This is a genomic window from Enterococcus sp. R12, assembly GCF_058135755.1.
The window spans coordinates 1,587,310-1,609,136 of sequence record NZ_CM176874.1 but is presented as its reverse complement, the minus strand read 5'-3'; the positions used below and the strand labels follow the sequence as shown (position 1 = coordinate 1,609,136).

Below are 21,827 nucleotides of genomic sequence, written 5' to 3'. Positions count from 1 at the left end.
TTTACCCTTCTTTCACACGGAATAATGGTTGATTGTATTCAACGATTTGTTCGCTTTCAACCAAGACTTCAACTAATTCGCCATCGACGTCGCTGACGATTTCATTCATGACTTTCATCGCTTCAACGATACAGAGAATATCACCTTTTTTCACGTGATCGCCGATTTGTTTGAAGTTGTCTTTATCAGGACTTGGTTTCAAATAAACGACACCCACTAATGGAGAGACAACTTCTTTGCCCTCTAAGACAGGTTTTGCCGTTTCTACTGTGTCCGGTGTTGCTGAGACAGCAGGCGTTGGTGCAGCAGGAGTTGGCGCAGCATTCGCTGCAGGAGCAGATGCAGGTGCAGAGGATGCACTTTGTAGCCCACTTGTCGTATTTTTATTAAAATAAAGTTCAAATGTCTCTTTTTTTAATTGAAGCTCAGTTAACGTCGATTGATCGAATTGGCTGAGCAGCTCTTTTACCTCATGTGTTTCCAATTACGCTTCCTCCCAACGTTTCAACAAGATCACTGCATTATGACCGCCAAACCCAAGTGAATTACTCATGGCATAGGTCAATTCTGCTGGTTGGCTTTGATTGATAACAACGTTCAAGTCGATCTCAGGATCTTGTTCTGTCACGTTGATGGTTGGTGGAATAAATTGATGTTGTAATGCTAATAGTGAAGCAATGGCTTCGATTCCACCAGCCGCCCCAAGCAAATGACCAGTCATTGACTTTGTACTGCTGACATATGGTTTTTTATAGTCTTCGCCCAATCCGTATTGGATCGATGTCGCTTCTGCACTGTCATTGGCAGGCGTGCTTGTACCGTGGGCATTGATGTAGCCAACTTCAGCTGGGGTGATCGATGCTTCTTGCATCGCCAATTTCATTGCTTTTCCAGCACCTGATCCATCAGGATTTGGCGCAGTCATATGGTAGGCATCACAGTTCGCACCGTACCCTACGACTTCACCTAAAATCGTTGCCCCACGTTTTTGCGCATGCGCCAATGATTCTAAAATGAAGACGCCAGCGCCTTCACCCATGACAAACCCACTACGATTTTTATCAAACGGAATGGAAGCTTTGTCAGGGTCTGATTCAGTGGTTAACGCCGTCAGAGACGCAAAACCAGCGATACCGATTTCACAGATCGTCGCTTCTGAACCACCAGCGATCATGACATCTGCGTAGCCATGCTTGATGTTCCGAAAAGCTTCACCGATTGAATGGGTACCAGAAGCACAGGCGGAAACAGTCGTCGTACAAATGCCTTTCGCACCTACCCGTAATGCAATGTTGCCGGCAACCATATTTACGATCGACATCGGTACGAACATTGGTGATACCCGATTTGCTCCTTTGTCATGCATCCGAATTACTTGGTCTTGAATCGTTGGCAAGCCGCCGATCCCTGAACCAACCATCACGCCAAAACGATCCACATCAATGGTTTCTGTATCTAACTTCGCCATTTCCATCGCTTCTAACGCCGCATAAATTCCATAAATGGAAAAAAGATCCATCCGCTTCGTATCTTTTTTAACGAAGTACTTTTCTAACGGAAAATCTTTGACTTCAGCGGCAACTGAGATCCCTGTTGCTTCTGCGTCAAATTTTGTAATCGGGCCGATGCCGTTGGTCCCGTTTTGTAAACTTGCTAAAAATGTTTCTGGGTCATTTCCGATTGGAGAAGTGACGCCGTATCCTGTAACTACTACTCGATTCATCTATTCTTCCTCCTACCCTTGCATTGCCATCCCGCCGTCTACACTGATCACCTGACCAGTGATGTAGGGGCTTTTTGCTAAAAAGACTGCTGTTTGCGCAACATCCTGTGTGGAACCAAAACGCTGTAATGGAATATTTGCCAATGATTGTTCTTTGACTTTATCCGACAGCACTTCAGTCATCTCTGTTTCGATAAATCCTGGGGCGATCGCATTGCAGGTGATCCCCCGAGCGGCACCTTCACGAGCGGCAGATTTCGTAAAACCGATCACGCCAGCTTTACTTGCCGCATAGTTGGCTTGCCCGATATTTCCCGTCAAGCCGACCACACTCGTCAAATTGATGATGCGGCCTTCTCGCAGCTTCATCATTTTTTTCAACGCGTGCTGCGTCATATTGAAGGTACCAGTCAAATTGATTTTGATCACTGAATCAAAATCTTCGGGTTTCATTCTCAACAATAATTTGTCATTCGTGATCCCGGCATTATTGACTAAAATGTGGATCGGTCCGACTGCCGCTTCTGCTTCTAAAAGCATGGCTGCCGCTTGATCAAAATCAGAAATGTCCCCATTGATCGCTACACATTTCACGCCGTAGCTGGTGATGCGATCGATCAGTGATTGGGGAATTTCTTTTCGTCCATTTAAAACGATATTCGCTCCTTCTTTGGCAAAGGCTTCCGCGATGGTAAAACCGATCCCTCGCGAGCTACCAGTTACAAAGACGTTTCTATTTTGCAGATCCATAAATTCCTCCTAGTTGAATCGGGCTAGTGTATCTGCCAACGTTTGGCTATCTTCTACACGCGCAGTCTGGATTTCTTTGTCTATTTTCTTCATAAAACCGCTCAATACTTTTCCTGGTCCGATCTCGAAGACTTGTTGGATGCCAAGCTGCTTCAGTGTCGCAATGCTTTCGTAAAAACGCACTGGCGATTTCACTTGCAGCGTTAACAGTTCCTTGATTTGGTCTTGCTGCATTGGCTGCGCGGTCGTATTGCTGATGACAGGTATTTGCAACTCATCAAAGGTGATTTGAGCTAATTCCTGTGCTAATTGCTGCGATGCGGGTTCCAACAAAGCAGTATGGAAAGGACCGCTGACATTTAAAGGAATCACCCGTTTGGTTCCAGCAGCTTTTAACAATTCCACCGCTTTATCCACTGCCGGCGCTTCACCGCCAATGACGATCTGCTGCGGCGTATTGTAATTCGCTGGTGTCACGATCCCCACTTGACTCGCTTCTTTACAGATTTCTTCAATCGTTTCAGCGGGTGTGTTCATCACAGCGACCATTTTCCCAACACCTGCTGGCGCCGCACTTGCCATATACCGACCGCGCTTTTGCACCAATGCGACTGCTGTCTGGAAATCAAGTGCACCACTAGCGACTAGGGCTGTATATTCGCCTAAACTCAAGCCAGCAACAGCATCTGCTTTGATTCCTTGCGCATCCAAAAGTCGCCAAAAAGCCGTACTTACCGTTAAGATGGCAGGCTGCGTATATTCCGTCTGGTTTAAGCGTTCGTTTTCAGTAAAGCATAGCTCGGCCATATCATATCCTAGAATGGTGCTGGCTTGTTCAAACGTCTCACGAACGATTGCTTCTTGGTGATAGAGCTCTTCTCCCATTTGGGGGTACTGTGCGCCTTGACCGCTAAATAAAAAGGCTGTCTTCATCTTGCACTCCTTCATTACTTTGATCGTTGTCGTTGGAGAACATGGCTTCTTGCAGTTCGTCTATGAATCAGCAAAAACACGTTCTTAAAAAGGAAAGGCTAGGCTGTCTGCCTAGCCTTTGTTTTATGCTTGTTGTTTTTCTACATATTTAACTAGATCTTCAACGGTTGTGATACCATCTTCTGTTTCGATCTTCACATCGAATTCATCTTCGATCTCGTTAATGATTTGGAAAAGATCCAAGCTGTCTGCTTCTAAATCTTCTTGGATGTTTGTGTTCAATTTGATTTCTTCTTTTTCTTTTCCTAATTCTTCTGCTACGATTTCTTGAATTTTTTCGAATACCATGTGTATATTCCTCCAATGTGTTTTTCAATAGTAATTTTGTTTCGTGAACAAGTTATAAGGTGGCTAACATAGTTCCCCATGTCAATCCGCCGCCAAAACCTGAGAACACCACTTTTTGACCACTGCCAAGTGACAGTGTACCTCGTTTGATTTCTTCATCTAGCAATAACGGAATCGAGGCTGCCGAAGTATTGCCATAATCTTGCATATTTTGCAAAAATTTCTCACGGGGCTGCTTGAGCTTGCGAGCAACTTTGTCTAAAATACGTGAATTTGCTTGGTGAAGCAAAAAATAATCGATTGCTTCATCTTGTGTCAGATCATTGATCGAGGCGACCACATCACGCGTCGCAAAATCAAAGATTTCTCGTCCAATCATTTGCATACAAGCACTATACGCCGGAGCGTTTTGTGAAAAAGGATTCTCATTCGTTCGAAAACCAGATGTTAAGGACATGCCTCGCGTCCCATCTGCTTTTAAAGACTCTTTGAGCAAATGCTGCTCTGAAGATGCTTCCAGCAATAGACCGCCGGCACCATCTCCGAATAAAACAGCCGTCGAACGGTCGTTCCAATCCAAGACTTTTGAAAGTACTTCTCCACCGATGACCAATCCTTTTTTAGCGCCCGTTCGAATCAGTTTTTCAGCCATAGACAATGCATACACGAAACCAGCACATGCTGCACTGATATCAAAAGCAAAGGCATTGACTGCCCCAATCGCCCCTTGGACTTGGCAAGCAACCGCCGGTGTATTGAAATCCGGTGTGATCGTCGCTACCAAGATAAAATCTAGACTTTCTGCTGAAAGCTGAGCATCTTGCAAAAGCGTTTGAGCGACGCGAATACAAAGGTCTGAAGTGTTTTCGCCAACAGCGACTCTTCTTCGTTTGATTCCCGTGCGAGAATGGATCCATTCATCTGAAGTATCCATCAAATTTGATAGATCATCATTTGTTACGATTTTTTCTGGAACATAACTTGCAGTCGCGGTAATTTTTCCAAACATATTCATCCATTATTCTCACTTATAATCTTGTAAAAAGTCATGCAGATTTTTCAGTGCTTTCAACAGTGCCTGTTCCTCTTCAGGAGACATCTGACTCAAGACACCTTTCACCATCTCACGATGAAAATGCTGATGAACACGATAAAGGAGTTTTCCTTTTTTCGTCAAACCTAGTTTGACGACTCGCCGATCATCTTCACTGCGAATCCGTTCTACATATTCTTTTTTCACCAAACGATTGATCGCGATGGTCAAAGTCCCAACAGTGATCGAAAGCTCTTTGGCAACTTCAGTCGTGGTCTTTTTTTTGTACATCCCGATGGCTTCGATGGTATGCATTTCGGTAATTGAAAGGTCTTTGAATTGAGATTTTTTCAATTCAGATTCTTCAATCACTAAGATGTCATTAAAGACGCTGACTAAGTAGTCATTAACTGTTTCTAAATTGGGTTCCATAACCTTCACCATCCGAATACTTTGATAATCAAATCATTTGATAGTCAAACTATATCGGAAGTTATTGAGAAATGCAAGAATTTTTTCGAACTTTTTTTATTTTTAAGCGCATTTTTATTTAAGAATTGATTTTCTAAGATTTTAAAAGCTGCGAGTTGACAAAATAATCCGTTTCCGTTATAGAAAAATTTCCTTTGAATGTCAAAGTTTATCATTGCGTTGCCTCACTCTATTTCTAATTTTTTCTTGTCAATGGCCAGCAAACGTTGCTCTCTTACGCTTCATCTGCTACTCTTTGAAGGAAGGAGAGGAACGATCGATGAATCCGAACAAAGAGTTTTTAAAAAACAAAGCAAATGCACTGCCTGAAAAGCCTGGTGTTTATTTAATGAAAGATCAGCACAACGAAGTCTTGTATGTAGGAAAAGCCAAATCATTGAAACAGCGTGTCGTTTCTTACTTCCGAAAAAATCAGCAGCATGCCAATAAGGTGCTTCGACTTGTTTATAATGTCGTTGATTTTGAAACGATCGAAACAGATACAGAATTGGATGCACTATTACTTGAATGTCGTTTGATCCAAGCTTTTCATCCTATCTACAACCGACAAATGAACCATTCAGCCAACTATTGCTTTGTTGACTTGACGAATCATACCTTCACGATCACTCAAACACCACAAATTGGCAGTTATGGCCCCTTTCGGCAAACAAAAAAATTGCCAGCATTGTTTCAATTATTGTCAGAAACCTTTCAATTGCCGACTGTCAACGAACTGACGCTATTAACCTTACGTAAGCAGCTCCCTCAAATGGATGCGTATCCCTTGGAAGAGAAGTGGCGGGAGATCGGCTGTTTTTTTGCAGGAAAGAAGACCGACTGTTTTTCACTCCTTAAAAAACGCTTGGCATACCTGATTGATCACTTATTGTTTGAGCAAGCTAGTGTACTGCAGCGCGAGATCCATTTAGCACAAAGCTTTTACCAAGAAATCGTGAGGGTCAATCAGTTTATTCAAGAACCAGAAGTGATTTTTTCGATTCCCCTTGTCTTAGAGGAGCCAGGATCACAGACGACTCAAATCAAATACTATCAAGTTAGCTTTGGCAAGTTAATCCAAACAAAAGTTCTTTCTCCCGAGGAAACATTCCAGCCACTCCCGCCAGCAAGCGCTGCGCTGCCTTTAGCCCCGGAAGATCTCGATCCATTAGGGATCATCCTTAATCACTTGTATCGCCAAGAAAAAGCAGCAGATAAATAAAAAACAGCAAGCCCAAATAGGCTTGCTGTATAGAAATGAGAAAGCGACGACGAACGGCCCACTCATTCTTATTGGATCAAATCATAGATTTCCATGGCTACAATATCAACATTATCAAATTGATAAGATTGACTTGATTCTGCTTCCGTTAATTCAAACGTTTCTGTCGAATTGTCATAAGTAACGGTACATTTTTCGACGCCTTCTTTTTCAAAACGACGTACTTGAACTTCATTGTCTTGCGCTTCGACCATCGCTTCTAAACGTTTGATGATAGCGACTAATTGCGAACTTTTCATTCGTAAGCCTCCTTTTTCTGTCCGTTATATTGTATCAAAACATCCTCTATCTTGCATTGATTTTTCGTATTTTTTTTGTCATTTTAAGATTTTTTTCCATCTTGCCACCAAAGTTTAATCAGCGCCTGCGTTCCGTCATTTTCGAAGCCTTTTACAGCCAACTGATCATACAATTTTTTAGCTAAAGTGGTGCTTGGCAAATCCAATCCCATCTTCTTAGCCTCATCCAAAGCGATCCCCAAATCTTTGATGAAATGTTTGACAAAAAAGCCTGGTGAATAATCCTCTTTTTGGATACGAGGACTGTAATTCGTCATGGACCAATTGGCTGCCCCACCGCCAGAAAGGGTTTCAATCACTCGTGGTAAATCAAGACCGGCTTGGTTCGCATAGACCAGCATTTCTGTCATCCCCGTCATGGTTCCGGCAATCATGATCTGATTGGCCATTTTCGTATGCTGACCCTTCCCTGCCCCTCCTTGAAGTTGAAACGTCTTTCCTAATACTTCAAAAAGTGGTTTTACTTGTTGGTAAGCTTCTTCATCGCCACCAACCATAATCGTTAGCGTGGCGTTTCTCGCACCAAGATCACCACCAGAAACTGGCGCATCGATACTCGCTGCTCCTTTTTCCTTCGCTGTCTGGTAGATTCGTTCTGCCAAATCAGGTGTACTGGTAGTAAAATCCACCAATGTTTTGCCCGTCACAGCCGTTTGAAAAATCCCTTGAGGCCCATAGTAAACCTCTTCAACATCGGATGGATAACCAACCATTGTAAAGATGATTTCACTTTCTGATGCAACTTCTGTTGGGGTGTCACACCAAATTGCTCCATTCGCAACGAGTTCATCAGTTTTTTCTTTCGTCCGATTGTAAACATTCACTGTATGTCCTGCAGCTAAGAGATGACCAACCATCGCTTGACCCATGACACCAGTACCGATAAATCCTAATTTCATGCAGATCCCTCCAAAATAAAAAAGTTCATGTCTTTAGTATACGCTAAAAACATGAACTTGCGAAAATTTTCTGTTTAATCGATCGTTCGGCGAAAGGCCTTTAATTTTACTTTGAATTTTTCTAGCGTCTGCTCGGTTTCTTTTTCGATGCGTTCGGTTTCATAATAAGCGACCATATCATGATAGAAAGATAGCATCGACTCACCAAAACGTAGTGCCGAAATCTCATACATCTTCCTAGCAAGAACTTCGGGATCAGCAGGAATGTTTCGTTCATAATAATCAATAAATGCTTTTGCGAAATCCCGATCACTCTCATAGGTGACGCCCAATGACGGATCGTCGATCAAAGTATTTAAGTAGTCATTACCTTCAACGACTAACGGCGTTCCAGCAGCCATTGCTTCCGTGTAAGTCAGTCCTTGTGTTTCTGATGTGGACGCACTAACGAAGTAATCCGCAGCGTGGTAATAGATCGCCACTTTATCATTTGCCACTTCGCCGACAAATTGAACATGGTCAGATAAAGCCATATCCACCACTTTTTCTTCTAATTTTTCTTTATGCGGACCTTTCCCAACGATCACTAATTGCGCATCAGGAATCTTCGTTAAAATTTCTGGCATGCCGTCGATGATTGCTTGGATATTTTTTTCATAAGAAATACGACTGAGGGAAAGCAGCATGGGTTGATTCTCAGTGATGCCCAATTTCTCCCGCAATTCTTTTTTCATGTCAGTTGTAATATCCGGTCGGCGAAACTTCTCAACTTCGATCCCTGTGGGGATGATCCGCATTGGTGAAACCACACCATACCCTCTCAGCGTATCGATGACCCGTTCACTTGGACAAACAACACCTGTCGAGTGGTTGGCAAATAGCCGTGAAAGATATTTCACGTGAGATGGTCGTAAGACTTTCCCGTTTGCGATGTAGTGCAAGTAATCTTCATACATTGTATGGTAGGTATGGATCACAGGAATTTGCAATTTACGCCCCACCATTTTCCCCAACATCCCAGAACCAAACTCTGTATGGGTATGGATCAATTCCAATTCTAATTCTTTGGCGATCAAATAGGCATACAACATGCCGCGAACCACGATTCGCCGATCTTTGAAGGACACAAACGGGACACTTGGCATGCGAATGATATCTTCTTCGTCCAGATCAGCATTTGGATCGGTCGTTGTAAAGATATACACTTTATGGCCTTTTTTCTCAAGCTCTTCTTTCAATGTCTTGATCGATGTCGCCACACCACTTACCTGGGGGAAGTAGGTGTCAGTAAAAAATCCGATTTTCAAAACGGTACCTCCAAACTTTACATTAGTTTCTTCATTCCGTATTCATCACTTTTGTATAAACCTCTTGTAATTTAAACCCAATTTCATCAATACTCTTTTGCTTTGCTGTTTCATAACCCGCTTCACTCAATGGTGGTAACGTGCCTTCCACGATTCCTTTGATTTTCTCAATAAATCCTTCATTAGTTTTTTCCATGTATGCATTGCGCCCATTACTTAGCCACCCTTTATAAACAGGAATATCCCGAACAAGCACATTTTGGCGGCTGGCTAACGCCTCAAGGACTACGATCCCTTCTGTTTCTTCATAAGAAGGAAAGAAGAATAAATCGGCAGCGGAATATGCGCCTTCGATGATATCCCCTTTGATATAACCTGGAAACAACACATTTTCTGGATGGTCTTCATTGACGAGGTCGCGGATCTGTTTAGGAATCGTCATCATTGGTGTATGACCAAACCAGATAAACGTATACTCAGGCAATTGTCTAGCTATCTCTACAAAATCAAGAATGCCTTTTCGTTCAAAAAATAAACCGACGGATATAATGACTTTTTGATCTGGTAAGAGATTGAAATACTCACGAAAGGCTTTTTCTTTCTCTTGATCCGGCTGATATTTGTCAAGATCGATGCCGTTTGAGATTGCCTCGATCGGTACTTGGATACCATACCCTTCCAAAAGTTCTTTCGAATAAGGAGTCGGGGTGATCAACTGATCGGCTCTAGAATAAAGATTGATCAAATATTTTTTATATAATGGCGAAAGCTGGTTTGAGCCGATAAATGAATTACGAAAATCCTCTTCTGTAGAATGGGCATGATAAATCACTTTTTTCCCTTGTCTTTTGGCTTTGTTGACCATGTGCATACTATTGATCCCATACGTGTTGATATGAAGGATATCATAGTCCTCATCATTTTTATCAAGAGTAAAAGGAATCCCGACAGATGTCAGTGCTCGTTGCTGATGGGCCAACGCTCGACCGATACCTGATTTAGCTAATAATTTTTCTCCTTCAAAATAAAGAAGTACTTTCAAAGATGATTCCTCCTTGGAAATGCTTATATCTGATATTAGTATACCATAGGCAATCGGAGACATACTCCTACCATGGTCCTAGATTTTGTTCCCCATTTAATCATGATACGTGAAAAACCTACGGAAGCATAGCTTTATACAAAGATATGACAAAATTGTTCGTTTTCTGAAAAAACGAGCAGGCTGTTGCAAGTCAAATCGAACAAGAAGGCTTATTATTATAAAAAAAAGGCAACAAGCAAAATTGCTTGTTGCCTAGAAATGATTAGTTTACATACTGTTCGATTAGCTCAACAACTTCTTCCATTGTATCGCAATCTTCTAAAGCACGTTTTGCTAATTCTTGCATGTCAGTCGTTGACAAGCGTTTCATTAAGCTGCGTGTTTTCAGAACAGATGTTGCACTCATTGAGAACTCATCTAAGCCCATACCTACAAGAAGCGGCACAGCAGTTTGATCGCCCGCCATTTCTCCACACATACCAGCCCATTTGCCTTCAGCATGCGCTGAGTCGATCACGTTTTTGATCAAACGTAAAATTGATGGGTTGTATGGTTGGTACAAGTAAGACACGCGCTCGTTCATGCGGTCTGCAGCCATTGTGTATTGGATCAAGTCATTGGTACCAATACTGAAGAAGTCAACTTCCTTCGCAAACTTGTCTGCTAAGACAGCAGCTGCTGGAATTTCGATCATGATTCCGACTTGGATCTCGTTAGAAACCTCAACGCCTTCGTCAATCAATTTTTGACGCTCTTCTTCATACATTTTCTTCGCAGTACGGAACTCTTTCAATGTTGCCACCATTGGGAACATGATACGTAAGTTGCCGTGAGCAGAGGCACGTAACAACGCACGAAGTTGGGTACGGAACATGTCATCCCCAAGTTCAGATAAGCTGATACGCAATGCACGATAGCCTAAGAAAGGATTCATTTCATGAGGCAATTTTAGGTAAGGAAGTTCTTTATCGCCACCGATATCCATTGTACGGACAACCACTGGTTTGCCAGCCATTCCTTCTAAAACTGCTTTGTATGCTTTGTATTGGTCTTCTTCTGTTGGGAAATCAGGAGAATCCATGTACAAGAATTCAGTACGGTATAAACCGACTGCTTCTGCACCATTGTTGTGGACACCTTCTAAATCTTTTGGCGTTCCAATGTTCGCAGCTAATTCAAAGTGCTTGCCATCAGCGGTAACTGTTTCAGCATCTTTTAATTTTTCCCATTCTGCTTTTTGTTCTGCGTAGGCTTTCCCAGCTTCAACAAATTCAGCTGCTTGGTCATCTGTCGGGTTGACGATAACGTCACCGATAATACCGTTAACAGCTAAGATGTCGCCCGCTTTCACTTTTGCAGTGATCTCCATTGTTCCAACGATTGCTGGGATTTCAAGAGAACGTGCCATGATAGCGGAATGAGAAGTACGTCCACCGATATCTGTTACAAAAGCTTTTACAAAGTTGCGGTCTAATTGTGCAGTATCACTTGGTGTCAAGTCATGCGCAACAACGACTACTTCTTCGTTGATCATTGAAGGATTAGGCAAAGTCACATTCAGCAAATGCGCCAAGATACGTTTTGCGACATCTTTAATGTCAGCTGCCCGTTCTTGCATGTAAGCATTGTCATCCATTGCTTCAAACATACCAATATACATGTCAGTAACTTCTTTCAACGCAGCTTCTGCATTGACTTTGTTATCTGTCACGTTTTGTTTGATTTGACCAATCATCTCAGGATCTGAAAGAACCATTAAATGAGCATCAAATACTTGTGCTTCTGCTTCACCTAAAGTTTGCGCTGCTTTGTCGCGGATTTGTTGTAATTCCGCTGTTGACTTCGCTAACGCATCATCTAAGCGTGCTTCCTCTGCTGCAGTATCTTCAACTGATACTTTTGAAAAAGATAAATCAGGTTGTACTAACAGGTAGGCTTTCGCAACGGCTACACCATCACTAGCAGCAATTCCTTTTAGCATCTCAACCATTATTCAGACAAACCTTCTTTTTTCATTGTTTCTACGATTGCAGCGATTGCATCTGCTTCGTCAGCACCTTCAGCAGTGATAGTTACATCAGAACCTTGGCCAACGCCTAATGACATTACGCCCATGATTGATTTAAGGTTTACTGATTTACCTTTGTACTCTAAGTTGATATCAGAGTTGAATTTGCTTGCTGTTTGAACCAATAATGTAGCTGGACGTGCGTGAATCCCTGTCTCAGCAACTACGTGAAAATCTTTCTTTTCCATATTGATCAATCTCCTTTATGATACGTTTTTTTGTGTGAAGGCAAAATTTCCATGCATGCAATGACACCCGAAAAAAATCGCCCTTTCAACTGTTAAGATTACCATTTTTTTCCTCGATAGACAACCGTTTTCTCTTAAATAAACGATTGAAATAAATGTCCTATTTATTTTCTTGCACATAACGGTAGATGATCTTCCCATTTAAGCCCGCTTCTCCGACAAAAGAAGACCGATCTTCCAACTGGAGCCAGACATCTCTAAACGCCAGGAATTCTGGCTGTTGGACAATCAATTCTTGGATCTCTCCATTGCGCAAACGCGTTATTTCTGAAGCAAAATCTCTGTTCTCCATCCTCAATTCTCACCTCTTTCTTTCTATTATAATGGAATTACTTTTTATTTAAAAGACGCTTCTGCTAATGAAAGAGCGGCAAAAATTTTTACGAGTAAAATTCTTGCAGTCTGACAAAAAGTTAGTATAATAGAATTATGGTCAGTAAAGGTCAATAACACATTACCTCGAAGATGACCGTTTCTATGCACACAGCCCCTTTTCTTTTACAAGTGTAAAAAAGCGCCGTAAAATAAGGGTGTTGGAACAAATATGAAAGGTCGTGAATCTATGCTTTGTCAAAATTGCGGCAAAAATGAAGCGTCTATTCATTTATATGCCAGTGTCAATGGTCAAAGAAAACAACTCGATTATTGTCAAAGTTGTTACCAAAAATTAAAAGCTCAATCTGGGAATGCTGCAGCTGCAATGGCGCAAGATCCTTTTGGATTTGGCAATATTGATGATCTATTTCGTCAAATGTCTCGCCAGATGCAGCAAGGAAATACCCCTTATGAACAAACCCCTCCGACGCAAACCGGCGGTAATGGTTTTGTCGGCGGTCAGCCTCCACGCAATAACCAAGCAGCTGCAGGTCTGTTAGGAGAATACGGTATCAATATTACCCAAATGGCTCGTGATGGCGAAGTCGATCCAGTCGTAGGTCGTGATTCAGAGATCAAACGAGTGATTGAGATCCTTAATCGCCGAACAAAAAACAACCCTGTACTTATTGGAGAACCTGGGGTTGGGAAAACTGCCGTCGTTGAAGGGTTAGCCCAAAAAATCGTCGATGGCGATGTACCACAAAAACTGATGGACAAAGAAGTCATTCGTTTGGACGTTGCGTCTCTTGTTCAAGGCACAGGTATTCGTGGCCAATTCGAAGAACGCATCCAAAAATTGATTGAAGAAATCAAGCAAGCAGAAAACGTGATTTTGTTCATTGATGAAGTCCATGAAATCGTTGGCGCTGGTGCAGCTGGCGACGGAAATATGGATGCTGGAAACATCTTAAAACCAGCTCTTGCCCGTGGAGAACTACAAATGGTCGGAGCAACGACGTTAAATGAATACCGCATCATCGAAAAAGATGCTGCTTTAGAACGCCGTTTGCAACCAGTACGTGTGGATGAACCTTCTGTGGAAGAAACGATCCGCATCTTAAAAGGTTTGCAACCACGTTATGAAGATTATCATCATGTGAAATATACTGATGAAGCGATCGCAGCTGCCGCTACCCTTTCTAACCGATACATCCAAGACCGATTCTTGCCTGATAAAGCAATCGATCTACTAGATGAAACAGGTTCTAAGAAAAACTTGACGATCCAAATCGTTGATCCAAAAACGATCGAAAAGAAATTACAAGAAGCAGAAGAGCAAAAACAAGCTGCCTCTCGAGAAGAAGATTTCGAAAAAGCTGCTTACTATCGCGATCAAATCAATAAATTGCAAAAAATGAAGGAACGCCAAATCAGCGAAGAAGAAACGCCAGTCATTACCGAAAAAGACATGGAACAAATCGTTGAAGAACGGACAAATATTCCAGTTGGTGAATTGAAAGAAAAAGAACAAACGCAATTGAAAAATCTTGCGGATGACTTGAAAGCTAAAGTTATCGGACAAGATGAAGCGATCGATAAAGTAGCCAAAGCGATCCGCAGAAATCGGGTCGGTTTAGGCAAACAAAATCGTCCGATCGGCTCTTTCCTATTCGTCGGGCCAACCGGTGTCGGGAAAACCGAATTAGCAAAACAATTAGCCTATGAGATGTTTGGTTCTGAAGAATCGATGATTCGTTTCGATATGTCAGAATACATGGAAAAACACAGTGTATCCAAACTGATTGGCTCTCCTCCTGGTTACGTTGGCTACGAAGAAGCGGGTCAGTTGACTGAAAAAGTTCGTCGGAATCCATATAGCCTGATTTTATTAGACGAAGTGGAAAAAGCCCATCCTGATGTATTGCATATGTTCTTGCAAATTCTCGATGATGGTCGTTTGACGGATGCCCAAGGACGTACAGTCAGCTTTAAAGATACCTTGATCATCATGACAAGTAATGCTGGAACTGGCAAAGTTGAAGCCAACGTCGGCTTTGGCGCAGCGCGTGAAGGCATCACTCGTTCCGTGTTAAATCAATTGAACAATTACTTTACGCCAGAATTTCTCAATCGCTTTGACGGGATCATCGAATTCAAGGCACTAAGCAAGGAAAACTTGTTATCGATCGTGTCCCTTATGCTGCATGATGTCAATCAAACACTTAGTCATCAAAAATTGCATATCGATGTTCCACAAGACGTGCAAGAAAAACTGGTCGATCTAGGTTACAGCGCAACGATGGGTGCTCGCCCATTGCGCAGGACCATCCAAGATCAAATCGAAGACGGGATTGCTGAATATTATCTTGAGCATCCTCAAGTTCGTCAATTAAAAGCACAATTGGAGGATTCCGATAAAATCGTTGTAACTTCAGCTGAGTCCTCTGCACTTCCTGAAGAAACACCTTCTGCTGAAGAGGAAAAACCATCGGAAACAGATGAGCAATAACGTGTCAAAACGGTGACCAATCCGTTCGTTTTGCCAGACAACCATGTTTTGCCAAAAAATTGGGTAATTCCGAGTTGTCTGGCTTTTCTTTTGAAAAAAAACGACCTATAATGTTATTAATAAATACATAGAATGTGAGGTGAGTCTGGTGAAATTAATCAACGTTACAAACAGCCATTCTCGACTAGTATTGAATCAACTTGAAAATACCGACGCAGAACTTGTAAAGGTTTACACTGCCGGAGACACGACCGTGATCTTTACCTCAGCGCCGAACCACAATGAAATTTTGCTGATCAATAAAAAACGGAATATTCGCCCGACGGAAGTAGAAGAAATCAAAAATTACTTCTTGAAAAAATTACCTGATGGCTCCTATGATCCTGCTACGATCTCTGTGATCCAAATGCCCGAAGTGGTAGAAATCTCCATCAAAAAAACGTTGTCTTCCTCACGTTAGCTTTGCCTAATCACGTGTTTAAAAAATATCTATAAAAGGTGACTGTCGCAGCCCTCTTTTATAGATATCTTTTTTTGTCTTCTCTCCTCCTTCTTTCGCCTAGTACTTCGACCAACGCTACCTGATAGTCAAGCAAAAAAAGAGAGCGTTACGCTCTCTTTTTCAAGTATATTTATTAGAAATCATCGACTGGATCATCACATGTAGATTGTGCCAATCCTTGGTACTATGAACATTGCCAAAAAATGTAAATTTCTGTGACTCATTATGGATCAGCACGCCATCAGAAACCAGTATGTCTGAGTCTCCTAAGTTCGAACTAAAGTGAATCACATTTTCATTGTAAATTTTCAATAGTTTGTTCTTAATGACCGGAATATATTCTGGATGGTTCAAAAGAGAAATACCAATGCGAATCGGTTCCTCTTTTTGGATAGGTAAATAAGATGCTGTAATCTGAGCGATTTTCCTTAAGAAAAGGGCTTCCTTTTCTATTACAAACGAATGGCGCTGCAAGACGGTCGCAATCAGCTCCTCCACCTCTAATACGCGTTCGTTCGTAGAGGACAAATCTTCAGTAGACACAAAACTATCCAAAAAGAGATGAAGACAGCCCCATGTATTCATCACTAATTCATAGGTAAGAAACGCTTCGATCGCTTTGGAAAGATCATACTTTTGCGACAAGACAGCCACAACATCGGCAGAAAATTCGACCAATGGATTCCCCGGGAGGTTTCGCAGCTGTTTCCCCAAAAGAAGTTTCTCTTGATCCGAGATCGTTTCAGGTATGAAGAGAAAAACCCAGAAATGATAAAAAATCTGTTCTTTCTCGATATCTTGCTGACTTCTGATCGGCAGCAGCTTGATCACTTGCTTTTCCCCATTGAGTTGCTTGATTTGCTCATAAATAGCGATGGAAGCTTCGTCTAATTCATTGACGATATAGCCCCTCAACACCGCATTTTCAATGATTGAAAACATAATGTCGTGCTTCACTTTTGTAGTTTTCAACGGCTCATATTCTTTCGCAGCTAATTCAACGCTTGCACGGGTGCGCTGATTGATGTAAACATTGCAAGCCATGATCTCAACTAAATAATGGTACATCCGCACACAAGGCTCTGCCCCTGTCAGATCAATGGAGTCTGTGTTGTTATTGATAGTAATCGGGACATTTTGGATAACCAGCATTTTTTTCAGATAGCTGATCAATTTATAACAATAAGAAATACTAAAAATCAATTCTTCTGAGATGTCCACCATACGGGTCTTTCTTTTTCTTAACAAATAGGATAATAGACGATAATAAGGAGATTCTAAGAAATACTTCTTCTTTAGATTTACAAAAATATGCAGGCTTTGTTCTTCGTTTAATTCTCGTGACAAATAAACGGTTCTCTTTTTCAGCAAAAAAATAGACTCGTCAAAGGTCGTAAACTCTCTCATATCTTCGGCGATTTCATTGATCAAAATTTTCACCTGATACAAAGATTTGTTTATCGTTTCACATATTTTATCGAGAGACAGCTGCTTCTCCAAAATGATATTTCTAATAATAGTTAATTTATCTACCTGTTTTTTGGTTAAATAAAACCTATACAACTTTTCTATATACTCCAAAATTTTTTACCCGCCTTATTTAAAAAGTATCCTAGTTTCCAATTATAGTAAAATAAACTTAAATTTGAGCCTCTTTTTTCATTAAACGGACAATTTTAATAAAAACTTCAGAAAAACCCCCGCTTCTTTAAAACAGAACGGGTGAGAAAAAATTGTGAAACGATTCTTACCTTTTGTAACAAAAAAGTGTTGGAAACCATTAAAAAGATCCTAGGAATTAGCTGTTTCCATAGACTTAGAAAAAATTCGTATTCTTTCATTGATTGGTAAGTGACTTGGAGAGTAAAATCATTTTCTAGCTGGACAAACTTCTTTGAGGAATCAAGTTCATTTCAAAGAGCTTGTAATATAATATCTTCTCTTTTTAGCCAGCAATCTTTGTATTCATAAATGTTGATGATCGACAATTCATCACTCATCTCATTAATTGCCCGCATAATTTCTTCATCATCCGAATCAACATTGCCAATGACATGCAAATCATAATGAATACCCGATTTATCCACGCACTCAACGATATAACTGATGACATCTCCCCAAAAATGTTCCAATCGATGCGTGCCTCCTGCTTTTTCTAGCCTTGAACGTTCAGCGATACACAAAACGTTTTTCGAAGAGTATTGCAAGATGTTGATTTCCCCTAGTGATTCTGCTAAGTAGTCAAGAACCGATTGCCGATCATCTTCTTGATCCACAATTAAATTTCTCTCTAAAATCGTGTTCGTCTTGTTGCTGAAAAAGCGCACAGTCAACATGGTAGCATTCTTTTGTCCACTGAAATTTATTCTGGTTTGCAGCATTTTGATTCACTCCTTAAAAGAACTTTGATCCTCTGCTATTAAGGATATAGTAGGAACCAGCTGATTTTTATCGTCTTTTTTTCAAAAAAACTACAAATAAAATAATCATTGTCACTCTTTTTCTTTCTACTGACTAAAAGACCTGTCGATTAGAAACGAGTAGCAACTTCATAAAATTAAGAAAGACAAAAAAACTCTTTCAAGGGTTTCTTCAAAGAGTCTGATTGTATATTCCTAAAAAATTATGCTTCCTATTAAAATCTAGGGTTCATGAGATAGCCATCCCACACAGTTAGTTTTTGAGATATCTTTATAAAGAAACAAACATGAACGTTTATTAACACAGGAGTACCCCTTGATGTCTCTGTCGCGTGAAGCTAGAAGAATTGTAGGTGCAGATTACTAATTGAATGAAAACGTTAATTGATATTTTTTCATAAGTAACTTTGATATACCTATCCAATAGGAACGCATAAATAGAATCATACTTTTCAATCCCCACCCTACGCAACTGTTCATACGCGTAAAGCTACTTCCAAAATAGTTTCTTAAAAATGATAGAAAGTTGATTTCTATTGAATTGCAGGGGTTCACTAAAGAAATATTAAACATGAATTTTCAGAACTCGTTTCTCTGACAGCGACTGATTCAGAGCAAATTCTCAGAGACTACGAATAACATTTTTTTCGTTTTTAGGTCCAATCCTAGTTGGAACGACAATTCTTTCAACTCTGAGAAGACTTTGACTTAAAATAAAAGCCAAAATATAACCCTGCAACAAATTTACTTTCATAGTGATTATTACCGAATTGATAATTCGTAGACAGAAAGATCGGTCGACTTGATAATCAACATCATTTGACCACTAGAATATTTAATTAAATTATTGTATAAAAAAATCAGATTAATAAAATACTTTCTACTTTTTCATTAAAAATAGCGAAAAAACGGATAATAACATAATACACCATCATTGTATACTTTATTTAAGCAGTAAATCATCTGCAAAAATTAAAGTGAGGTTTTATTATGAAAAAAGTTATTTTGGGTACTACATTCATTGCATCTTTGTTGTTAGCCGGAGGAGTCAACGCATTTGCCAATACTATAGCAACAATTACCGAACCTATTGAAATTGAAGTTATTGATGGTGATGCAACATTCACTTTTAATGAAATGGAGCTATCAAATCCCATACAAATTACAGAAGCATTATTGGAGGGAAATACTGGAATTGTGGAAGGATCTGTATCTAATGTGGGAGGAACATTACAAAACTTAACTCGTTCTCCTAAAACAGTTAATATTTCCGTAACGGCACCTAATGACAGTGGCATAAGCATTATCGGAAGTAACCCTTCTTCTTTAGAAGCAAGAGCGATTGAAGTTGCTTCAACACCTGAAACAGAAACAGAAATAGCATTTACCATTAATAGAACATTTGCTTTGTTACAAGAAACTGATGATAAACCTGTAATTACAATAACAGCACAAGACGGTACTCCTGATACTGGTGAAACTCCACCACTATAATTTTCAGAAGGAAAAAAATCATGAATCATACATTCAAACACAGAAATTCTTTTCTAAGGATTTCTGTGTTGCTTCTCTTACTGACACTGATCAGCAATACAAACATCCGTAATGCAAATGCCGATGAGACGACGAACTCACTGAAACTTACTCTGAGAGAAACAGAATACAAAACTTCTGATAATACCTTGAGTATTTCTCCTGAGATGGAGACGACGTATATTGTTGAAATTACACTAGAAAATGTTGGATCTGGTGACTCATCCATTGTTGTCACGCCCTACACCTCTACTGCTCTCTCACGAGAATCGGATATCATCTATAGCGATGACTTGACTTTACTGCTAGATGATAAGTATAACTTTTCAAATTATGCATTGATCGAATCAGAAGCATTAGATGACGATGATCAAATCGAGATTCTCCCAAATGAATCCGTTCTTGTGACCGTTACGATTACTCTTCCAGAGGAGCCTGCACGTGAAGGAACCGTGATGGGGGCAATCAATTTTAGTCAGATCATGGGTCTTGAAACAGCAGAAGATTCAGTTGGTATCAAATCTGTGTATGAGTCACTTATTTTTATCAACTTACTTTTTAGTGAAGTTGAAGAGATCAAAGACGTCGTTTATGAAGACTTCTCCTTCGTTGCTCTTCAGGACACAGTAAACCTACAATTTTATGCCCTCAACTATAATCCTATTTTAGGCAACTTAAACAATGCGCTCTACGAACTAATAAACCCCAATGGAGAAACAATTGCCTCTGGAGAGTTAGCAGATTCCGTTCTTTTAACGCCGTTAACCAAATCAAGAATGCAGATCCCTTTAATAGACGATAGTGAACTTATTGAAGGAGAATACCGTTTAACTATAGAAACAACTAGAAAAGCGATCACGACTACTTTTTCTTATGAGAAAGAAGACTTGGATAACTTCAAAAAAGAGAACCGTCCAACGAACACTGCCGATGTTCAGACAAATAATCAAATCCTTATCTGGATCATCTTTGTTCTTGTTGCAGCGTTGGCAGCTGCAGTCTTTTACATTTTAAAATCAAAAAGAAAAAGAGAGGGCTAGTTCCTCTCTTTTGTGCTGTTTCTGCTTATTCCACTGCTCATCAATTATTGATAGCTTCCTTTTTAAAGTAATGTTGCGTATCTCCTCGCCGAAGTGGGACAAGAAAAACCGCTCATATCAAATAAGCGGTTTTTCCTGATATATGCCTAAATATTTTTTCTTCAACGATCATTTCTTTTGAAAAAAAGGTGCTGTCTCGTACTGGCTTTTCTTCCCTAAAAAAAACTCAGCACTAGCCTCATCCTCGACATCACTGATCGAATCTTCTAGTTTGGTAGAATCATTATCAAGGTTGTCTTCTTCCAAGTTTGCTTGCTCGTCGTAATTAGATTCTGCTTCTTCCTTTTGGCTCTCGGATTCATCTTCGATGCCATCGTCTTCTTGTTTTCCATCGTCTTGGTCTTCATCTGTCAGATTTTCATCCGGAATCTCTTCTTTTTCCTCATCCGTCTGATTCATTTTTATCTCTTTCGTAAAGGTCTCTGAATCATCAATTGCTGTAAAAGTGACTGATAGGTAGTACTCAGAGTTAGAATCAAGATATTCCTTTATGTTCAATGTTGCATCTACATTAAGAATCATTGATGCTTCATCAGCATCCTCGATCTGAATGATCATCTCTTCCGATCCGTTCACGCTGTTTAGTTCTGCTGAAAATGCTTCCCCGACAGCCGTGATTGTTACGCCAAAAGCACCTTCACTGCCGTTGCTATCGACGGTCAGCTGAAGATCTTGTGTGGTTTTTAACAAATAATAGTGTTCATCCTTAAAGTCAATCGTGTTTAAATCAAAAATCAAAGTTTCGGAAACGTCATCAGCCATAGCCTCTACTGTTGGAAAGAAACATATCGCCGAAAATATGAATAACAAGCTTTTTAGCACTACCTGGTCCCCTTTCTGCTTTCAGAAATCACTTTTATTTAATATATAATCATTTGCTTTAGCAAAATCGATATATAGATAACTGTAAACTAGCAATAAGACTAATTCATTTTTTGAGTCGCGAAGCCATGGTACACCAACTGAAAACTTAAGCTATCTGCTAGAAGTTCTTCAAATGAAGTTTCAAGGGCTATCACCGATTCATGCTCAGATAAAG

Annotated in this window: 22 protein-coding genes; 5 read left to right on the top strand and 17 right to left on the bottom strand. The window is 40.4% G+C overall.

Translation table 11 applies throughout. The features are described from left to right. Position 1: 1 nt before the first annotated feature. From accB to fabT, 7 genes are all read right to left on the bottom strand, one after another. Positions 2–484 (bottom strand): acetyl-CoA carboxylase biotin carboxyl carrier protein, encoded by a 483-nt coding sequence (gene accB / locus ACTW1R_RS07395; RefSeq protein ID WP_167821790.1) that lies wholly within the window; start codon positions 482–484, stop codon positions 2–4. After that, the gene (gene fabF / locus ACTW1R_RS07390) at positions 485–1,723 is read right to left on the bottom strand and encodes a beta-ketoacyl-ACP synthase II (protein ID WP_489927549.1); all 1,239 of its coding nucleotides are present in this window, start codon (positions 1,721–1,723) and stop codon (positions 485–487) included. A 12-nt stretch (positions 1,724–1,735) separates the two neighbouring features. Continuing rightward, positions 1,736–2,473: a 3-oxoacyl-[acyl-carrier-protein] reductase gene (gene fabG, locus ACTW1R_RS07385; RefSeq protein ID WP_008378189.1), complete on the bottom strand. Its 738-nt coding sequence runs from the start codon at positions 2,471–2,473 to the stop codon at positions 1,736–1,738. A gap of 9 nt (positions 2,474–2,482) precedes the next feature. After that, positions 2,483–3,406 (bottom strand): ACP S-malonyltransferase, encoded by a 924-nt coding sequence (gene fabD, locus ACTW1R_RS07380; protein ID WP_167821789.1) that lies wholly within the window; start codon positions 3,404–3,406, stop codon positions 2,483–2,485. A gap of 123 nt (positions 3,407–3,529) precedes the next feature. Then, positions 3,530–3,754: an acyl carrier protein gene (locus ACTW1R_RS07375; RefSeq protein WP_005225890.1), complete on the bottom strand. Its 225-nt coding sequence runs from the start codon at positions 3,752–3,754 to the stop codon at positions 3,530–3,532. 52 nt (positions 3,755–3,806) lie between these two features. After that, positions 3,807–4,769: a beta-ketoacyl-ACP synthase III gene (locus ACTW1R_RS07370; protein ID WP_005225889.1), complete on the bottom strand. Its 963-nt coding sequence runs from the start codon at positions 4,767–4,769 to the stop codon at positions 3,807–3,809. Positions 4,770–4,778: 9 nt separating this feature from the next. Then, positions 4,779–5,219, bottom strand: a complete 441-nt coding sequence (gene fabT / locus ACTW1R_RS07365; RefSeq protein WP_008378199.1) for a fatty acid biosynthesis transcriptional regulator FabT — start codon at positions 5,217–5,219, stop codon at positions 4,779–4,781. Between the two features lie 319 nt (positions 5,220–5,538). Here fabT and ACTW1R_RS07360 point away from each other — a divergent pair, with 319 nt between their 5' ends. Next, the gene (locus ACTW1R_RS07360) at positions 5,539–6,480 is read left to right on the top strand and encodes a GIY-YIG nuclease family protein (RefSeq protein WP_167821788.1); all 942 of its coding nucleotides are present in this window, start codon (positions 5,539–5,541) and stop codon (positions 6,478–6,480) included. A 68-nt stretch (positions 6,481–6,548) separates the two neighbouring features. Here the strand turns inward: ACTW1R_RS07360 and ACTW1R_RS07355 are convergent, their stop codons facing one another. From ACTW1R_RS07355 to ACTW1R_RS07325, 7 genes are all read right to left on the bottom strand, one after another. Then, positions 6,549–6,779: a YkuJ family protein gene (locus tag ACTW1R_RS07355; protein WP_005225886.1), complete on the bottom strand. Its 231-nt coding sequence runs from the start codon at positions 6,777–6,779 to the stop codon at positions 6,549–6,551. An 83-nt stretch (positions 6,780–6,862) separates the two neighbouring features. Then, the gene (locus tag ACTW1R_RS07350; protein WP_167821787.1) at positions 6,863–7,738 is read right to left on the bottom strand and encodes an NAD(P)-dependent oxidoreductase; all 876 of its coding nucleotides are present in this window, start codon (positions 7,736–7,738) and stop codon (positions 6,863–6,865) included. A gap of 74 nt (positions 7,739–7,812) precedes the next feature. Next, the gene (locus ACTW1R_RS07345) at positions 7,813–9,045 is read right to left on the bottom strand and encodes a glycosyltransferase family 4 protein (RefSeq protein ID WP_167821786.1); all 1,233 of its coding nucleotides are present in this window, start codon (positions 9,043–9,045) and stop codon (positions 7,813–7,815) included. A 31-nt stretch (positions 9,046–9,076) separates the two neighbouring features. Further along, positions 9,077–10,087, bottom strand: a complete 1,011-nt coding sequence (locus tag ACTW1R_RS07340) for an LTA glycolipid anchor biosynthesis glycosyltransferase, IagA/BgsA family (RefSeq protein ID WP_010748077.1) — start codon at positions 10,085–10,087, stop codon at positions 9,077–9,079. Between the two features lie 265 nt (positions 10,088–10,352). Further along, complete coding sequence (gene ptsP, locus ACTW1R_RS07335; protein ID WP_005225882.1) at positions 10,353–12,080, bottom strand: phosphoenolpyruvate--protein phosphotransferase; 1,728 nt, start codon at positions 12,078–12,080, stop codon at positions 10,353–10,355. Beyond that, positions 12,080–12,346 (bottom strand): phosphocarrier protein HPr, encoded by a 267-nt coding sequence (locus tag ACTW1R_RS07330; RefSeq protein WP_003126335.1) that lies wholly within the window; start codon positions 12,344–12,346, stop codon positions 12,080–12,082. Before ACTW1R_RS07330 ends, ptsP begins: the two co-directional genes overlap by 1 nt. Positions 12,347–12,506: 160 nt before the next feature. Continuing rightward, complete coding sequence (locus ACTW1R_RS07325) at positions 12,507–12,698, bottom strand: hypothetical protein (protein ID WP_005225880.1); 192 nt, start codon at positions 12,696–12,698, stop codon at positions 12,507–12,509. Between the two features lie 270 nt (positions 12,699–12,968). Here ACTW1R_RS07325 and ACTW1R_RS07320 point away from each other — a divergent pair, with 270 nt between their 5' ends. After that, on the top strand, positions 12,969–15,233 hold the full coding sequence (locus ACTW1R_RS07320; protein WP_205820764.1) for an ATP-dependent Clp protease ATP-binding subunit: 2,265 nt from the start codon (positions 12,969–12,971) through the stop codon (positions 15,231–15,233). Positions 15,234–15,381: 148 nt separating this feature from the next. Next, complete coding sequence (locus ACTW1R_RS07315) at positions 15,382–15,693, top strand: DUF1827 family protein (protein WP_005225878.1); 312 nt, start codon at positions 15,382–15,384, stop codon at positions 15,691–15,693. A gap of 162 nt (positions 15,694–15,855) precedes the next feature. Here the strand turns inward: ACTW1R_RS07315 and ACTW1R_RS07310 are convergent, their stop codons facing one another. Beyond that, the gene (locus ACTW1R_RS07310; protein WP_271813068.1) at positions 15,856–17,175 is read right to left on the bottom strand and encodes a helix-turn-helix domain-containing protein; all 1,320 of its coding nucleotides are present in this window, start codon (positions 17,173–17,175) and stop codon (positions 15,856–15,858) included. Positions 17,176–17,648: 473 nt separating this feature from the next. Continuing rightward, a complete protein-coding gene (locus ACTW1R_RS07305; protein ID WP_015509564.1) occupies positions 17,649–18,116 on the bottom strand; it encodes a hypothetical protein in 468 nt (155 codons plus the stop codon). 1,029 nt (positions 18,117–19,145) lie between these two features. Between ACTW1R_RS07305 and ACTW1R_RS07300 the strand changes: the two genes are divergently transcribed. Together ACTW1R_RS07300 and ACTW1R_RS07295 are read left to right on the top strand one after the other, a co-directional pair. Continuing rightward, on the top strand, positions 19,146–19,649 hold the full coding sequence (locus ACTW1R_RS07300) for a hypothetical protein (protein ID WP_213357058.1): 504 nt from the start codon (positions 19,146–19,148) through the stop codon (positions 19,647–19,649). Positions 19,650–19,669: 20 nt separating this feature from the next. Beyond that, positions 19,670–20,728 (top strand): hypothetical protein, encoded by a 1,059-nt coding sequence (locus ACTW1R_RS07295; RefSeq protein ID WP_311904048.1) that lies wholly within the window; start codon positions 19,670–19,672, stop codon positions 20,726–20,728. A gap of 168 nt (positions 20,729–20,896) precedes the next feature. Here the strand turns inward: ACTW1R_RS07295 and ACTW1R_RS07290 are convergent, their stop codons facing one another. Continuing rightward, positions 20,897–21,550, bottom strand: a complete 654-nt coding sequence (locus ACTW1R_RS07290; protein ID WP_271814386.1) for a hypothetical protein — start codon at positions 21,548–21,550, stop codon at positions 20,897–20,899. Positions 21,551–21,827 lie beyond the last annotated feature (277 nt).

Excerpts from the sequence above, each read along its gene's own strand:
- fabF (WP_489927549.1), bottom strand. The coding sequence starts at position 1,723 with ATGAATCGAGTAGTAGTTACAGGATACGGCGTCACTTCTCCAATCGGA.
- fabG (WP_008378189.1), bottom strand. The coding sequence starts at position 2,473 with ATGGATCTGCAAAATAGAAACGTCTTTGTAACTGGTAGCTCGCGAGGG.
- fabD (WP_167821789.1), bottom strand. The coding sequence starts at position 3,406 with ATGAAGACAGCCTTTTTATTTAGCGGTCAAGGCGCACAGTACCCCCAA.
- ACTW1R_RS07375 (WP_005225890.1), bottom strand. The coding sequence starts at position 3,754 with ATGGTATTCGAAAAAATTCAAGAAATCGTAGCAGAAGAATTAGGAAAA.
- ACTW1R_RS07370 (WP_005225889.1), bottom strand. The coding sequence starts at position 4,769 with ATGAATATGTTTGGAAAAATTACCGCGACTGCAAGTTATGTTCCAGAA.
- fabT (WP_008378199.1), bottom strand. The coding sequence starts at position 5,219 with ATGGAACCCAATTTAGAAACAGTTAATGACTACTTAGTCAGCGTCTTT.
- ACTW1R_RS07360 (WP_167821788.1), top strand. The coding sequence starts at position 5,539 with ATGAATCCGAACAAAGAGTTTTTAAAAAACAAAGCAAATGCACTGCCT.
- ACTW1R_RS07355 (WP_005225886.1), bottom strand. The coding sequence starts at position 6,779 with ATGAAAAGTTCGCAATTAGTCGCTATCATCAAACGTTTAGAAGCGATG.
- ACTW1R_RS07350 (WP_167821787.1), bottom strand. The coding sequence starts at position 7,738 with ATGAAATTAGGATTTATCGGTACTGGTGTCATGGGTCAAGCGATGGTT.
- ptsP (WP_005225882.1), bottom strand. The coding sequence starts at position 12,080 with ATGGTTGAGATGCTAAAAGGAATTGCTGCTAGTGATGGTGTAGCCGTT.
- ACTW1R_RS07330 (WP_003126335.1), bottom strand. The coding sequence starts at position 12,346 with ATGGAAAAGAAAGATTTTCACGTAGTTGCTGAGACAGGGATTCACGCA.
- ACTW1R_RS07325 (WP_005225880.1), bottom strand. The coding sequence starts at position 12,698 with ATGGAGAACAGAGATTTTGCTTCAGAAATAACGCGTTTGCGCAATGGA.
- ACTW1R_RS07320 (WP_205820764.1), top strand. The coding sequence starts at position 12,969 with ATGCTTTGTCAAAATTGCGGCAAAAATGAAGCGTCTATTCATTTATAT.
- ACTW1R_RS07305 (WP_015509564.1), bottom strand. The coding sequence starts at position 18,116 with ATGCTGCAAACCAGAATAAATTTCAGTGGACAAAAGAATGCTACCATG.
- ACTW1R_RS07300 (WP_213357058.1), top strand. The coding sequence starts at position 19,146 with ATGAAAAAAGTTATTTTGGGTACTACATTCATTGCATCTTTGTTGTTA.
- ACTW1R_RS07295 (WP_311904048.1), top strand. The coding sequence starts at position 19,670 with ATGAATCATACATTCAAACACAGAAATTCTTTTCTAAGGATTTCTGTG.
- ACTW1R_RS07290 (WP_271814386.1), bottom strand. The coding sequence starts at position 21,550 with ATGGCTGATGACGTTTCCGAAACTTTGATTTTTGATTTAAACACGATT.